Origin of the sequence: Roseiarcus sp., from assembly GCF_052145395.1 — a bacterium.
In the GTDB taxonomy this organism is placed as follows: domain Bacteria; phylum Pseudomonadota; class Alphaproteobacteria; order Rhizobiales; family Beijerinckiaceae; genus Roseiarcus.
This window is the reverse complement of the sequence record NZ_JBKQOT010000132.1, coordinates 1-2914: the sequence shown is the minus strand read 5'-3', so window position 1 is coordinate 2914 and position 2914 is coordinate 1. Positions and strand designations below refer to the sequence as shown.

Genomic DNA, 2914 nt, shown 5'->3' with positions numbered 1-2914 from the left:
GCCGGCGCCGTGGTGGCGCTCTCGATCCCGCTCGTCCTCGCTGTCGTGTTCATGACCATGTCGGCGTTCGGAATCGACCTTCAGCGAATCTCTCTCGGCGCCCTCATCATCGCGCTCGGTCTCCTGGTCGACGACGCCATGATCACCATCGAATCGATGGTCACGCGGCTCGAGAGGGGCGACGAGAAGGAGCGGGCGGCCAGTTTCGCCTATAGCTCGACCGCCTTTCCGAGGCTGGCTGGCACGCTGGTCACGATCGCCGCGTTCGTCCCGATTGGTTTCGCGCACAGCGCCGCGGGCGAATACACCTTCTCGATCTTCGCTGTCGTCGCGATTGCGTTGATCGGATCGTGGTGCGTCGCGGCGCTGTTTACGCCCATGCTCGGCATCTGGGTGCTCAAGAAGCCCAAGACGGGGCGTCCGGAGGAGCCCGGTCCGATCATGCGCGCCTTCCGCAAGTTCCTCGCGCTGGCGATGCGAGCCCGATGGGTCACGATCGCCGCGACGCTCGCCCTGTTCGCGACGGCGCTGTTTGGAATGCGCTTCGTTCCGCAACAGTTCTTCCCGGCGTCCGACCGGCCCGAACTTCTGGTGGACCTGCAGCTCCCCGAAAACGCGTCCATTTATGCGACCAAGGACGCCTCGGCCCGTCTGGACAAGCTCCTGAATGACGATCAGGACGTCGATCATTGGAGCGCCTATGTCGGGCAGGGCGCCGTCCGGTTCTACTTGCCCCTGAACGTGCAACTGCCGAACGACTTTTTCGGGCAGGCCGTCGTCGTCACTAAGGGACTCGAGCAGCGCGAACGCGTGAAGGCAAAGCTCGAGCGCGCGCTGGCGGGCGATTTCCCGAACATTGTCGGTCGGGTCTACCCGCTGGAACTCGGGCCGCCGGTCGGATGGCCGCTCCAATACCGGGTGAGCGGGCGGGAGCCGGAAAAGGTGCGCAAGATCGCATCCCAGGTGGCTGAGCTTGTCGGCGCGGCCCCCGGCGCTGCGAACGTCAACTACAACTGGATGGAGCCCGGCCGCACGATCAGGATCCGGGTCGACCAGGATCAGGCCCGGCTTCTCGGTCTCAGCTCGCAAGAATCGGCTCTGGCCGTGAACGCGGTCGTCTCGGGCGTCACGGCCACCGAGATGCGCAGCGGGATCTGGCTCGACGACGTGCTCGTCCGGGCCTCCGCCGAGCAGCGCGGGTCGCCGTCGACGATCCGGACGCTTCAGGTTCCGCTGCCGAACGGGAAAAGCGTTCCGCTGAGCCAGATCGCCTCCGTCGAGTACGGCCAGGAATACCCCATCGTCTGGCGCAGGGACCGGCTGCCCACCGTGACGGTGCAGGCCGACCTCGCGCCGGGCACGCAGGCCGCAACGGTCGTGCAGTCGCTCAAGCCGCAGATCGCAGCGCTGAACGCCAGCCTGCCGAACGGATATCACGTCCGCGTCGGCGGAAGCGTTGAGGAGAGCGACAAGGCGCAAGCTTCGGTCATCGCCGTCGTGCCTGTGATGCTCGTCATCATGCTTACGGTGCTGATGGTCCAGCTTCAGAGCTTCAGCAGCATGATCCTCGTGCTGAGCGTCGCGCCCATGGGCGTCATCGGCGTCGTCGCGGCGCTTCTCCTCGCGGACAAGCCGCTTGGTTTCGTCGCGATCCTCGGCGTGCTCGCGCTCACCGGCATGATCGCCCGCAACTCGGTGATCCTCATCAACCAGATCGAGGCGGACAAGGCGAAGGGACTCCATCCCTGGGACGCGGTCGTCGACGCCACCAGTCACCGGGTCCGCCCGATTCTGCTCACCGCTTCTGCGGCGATTCTGGGTATGATCCCGATCGCGCCGACCATCTTCTGGGGTCCTATGGCCTACGCGATCATGGGAGGCCTGGCGGTCGCGACGATCCTGACCCTCGTCTTCCTTCCGGCGCTCTACGTCGCCTGGTTCCGCATCAAGAAGCCGGAGCCGGAGGCGAGCGAGCCCCGGCAACTCGAGACCATCCCCGAGGCGAGCCGCGAGCTCGAAGCAGTCGGATGACAGACGATCGTAGGCGATGCGCGATCGCACTGTTCGAGCGACGCGGACAGACGCATAGCGCCGCGTGGGGTGAACGGACCCGCCCCTGCCGAAACGCTCGCCAAAATCGCAAATCGCCTTGATTGATCTTGCGGCGCGCCATCCTCAGAGGCGACATGTTCATCGAACCGGCTCTCCTCAGTCCGATTTCAGCGCTGCTCGGCGCCCCGATCGGCGGCGGCGCGTCCCTCATCGCAGCCGTCTATACGCAGCAGACTCAGAATCGCCTTCAGCGTGTCGCCGGCGAGGTTGCAAAGCGTGAGGCGGTCTACGCGGACTTCGTGATGAGCGCGTCGAATTTGCTCCTGAACGCCTATGTCCATGATGACATCGCCCTGGGCGGCGATGAGCAGCATTTGATCGGGCTCATCAACCGAATGAGGCTCTTTGCCCCTCCGGAGGTGGTTAACGGAGCGGAAGCGGTGCTTCGGTCGATCCTCAAGATCTCGCTCGAGCCGAGTATCGAGCTCCGCCGGCTTGCGAAAGACGCGCTGTCCAAGAGCATGGAGCCCGATCCGCTCCAGTCCTTCAGTCAGATCTGTCGCGCCGACTTGGACAACGTCTTCCGAACCGCCAGGTAGAGTCGCGCCGCCCGTGATGCAGCCGGTGCTTGAGGCGAGCAAGGCGCCGCGCAATTGATTGGCGTCCTAGCGAGCCTCCCCATCAGCGCGGGATATGCGCCAAAACGATTTGTTACTTGGGACCAGCGGCCGGCCAGGATCGCCCGGCTTCAATCGGTCGCGGATCAAAGCGACCAAATCAGAACGGACTGCCGGATTTGACAGGAAGTATCCGTGCCCGAAGGCGCCGGTGTTTTCATCGACTTCGATCAGGTCGACGAGAT

General features: G+C 64.6%; 2 protein-coding genes and 1 pseudogene. 2 read left to right on the top strand and 1 reads right to left on the bottom strand.

Annotated elements, in window-relative coordinates:
• The coding region (locus ACLP25_RS04725) for an efflux RND transporter permease subunit (RefSeq protein WP_442468071.1) at positions 1-2031 on the top strand (2031 nt) is incomplete at its 5' end.
• Between the two features lie 155 nt (positions 2032-2186).
• Positions 2187-2651 carry a hypothetical protein gene (locus tag ACLP25_RS04720; protein ID WP_442468070.1) on the top strand — a complete coding sequence of 155 codons (465 nt, stop codon included), beginning with the start codon at positions 2187-2189 and terminating at the stop codon, positions 2649-2651.
• A gap of 66 nt (positions 2652-2717) precedes the next feature.
• Here the strand turns inward: ACLP25_RS04720 and ACLP25_RS04715 are convergent.
• Positions 2718-2914 (bottom strand): annotated as a pseudogene (locus ACLP25_RS04715) (hypothetical protein); the annotation flags it as partial.

Bases quoted from the DNA above. Each gene is read 5' to 3' on its own strand.
- ACLP25_RS04720 (WP_442468070.1), top strand. From the start codon at position 2,187: ATGTTCATCGAACCGGCTCTCCTCAGTCCGATTTCAGCGCTGCTCGGC.